The organism is Vibrio sp. 1978 (assembly GCF_033344345.1).
In genome coordinates this window covers 1-735 of record NZ_JAWPOP010000358.1, presented here as the reverse complement: position 1 = coordinate 735, position 735 = coordinate 1, and the positions used below count along the sequence as shown (strand labels likewise).

1 protein-coding gene is annotated in these 735 nt (G+C 45.4%); it reads right to left on the bottom strand.

What is annotated here, in order from left to right; genetic code table 11:
- Positions 1 to 75: 75 nt before the first annotated feature.
- A partial coding sequence (locus R8N49_RS26610) for a class I adenylate cyclase (protein ID WP_318190383.1) occupies positions 76 to 735 on the bottom strand: 660 nt, incomplete at its 5' end.

Genomic DNA, 735 nt, shown 5'->3' with positions numbered 1-735 from the left:
AAAAAAAATCCTCTCGATGAACACCAAAACAAAAAGAGCACCTCGGTGCTCTTTTTGTTTATGGATATGGTTACGTTACGCGTTTACCGCTTTAGTAGGACGATGCGGTGAGCACCCATCATTGCGATAAGGAATGATGTAAGCGTTACCCTCTTCAGGGTGAATGATCTGATAGTACTGCGGTAAATTGAAGTTAATAAACTTAGACGCCACACGGCTGTCGTCTTTAACCGAAGTGTAGAAGCTGTTGACCGAGGCGATCATCTCATCTTTTGAGCCACTGAACTGGTGATACACTTCCACTTGGTTCGACTCATCCAATACATAAATGTTGAAACCATCTTCGTTATCTTCAAAGAAGAATTGCACCAAACCTTCACTGGCAAAACCATCCACCGCTTCTGGTAATTGGTATTCTTGCTCACGGTCGAGCATTAACAACGGCGAGCCTTTAAGCTTGTTGGTAGAAATGCTGCGGTAGAAATCGATAGAGTTTTCTAACTTCTGCACCGACACACCACGGCGTTCAAAGAACAATCCGTAGGTTTGGTTACCAAGACGCATCGCTTTAAAGCGGCGGCGTTTTTCTTGCTCCACCGGCTTCAAACGCAAGTCGATGCATTCCGCAAGAAGCTGATACACCATATTACGCATCACACCACGCATGTTCTTCGCGTAGCAGAACACGTCGACCGATTCTGGTGGCAACGCATCTTGGTGCATTTTGCCCAAAAT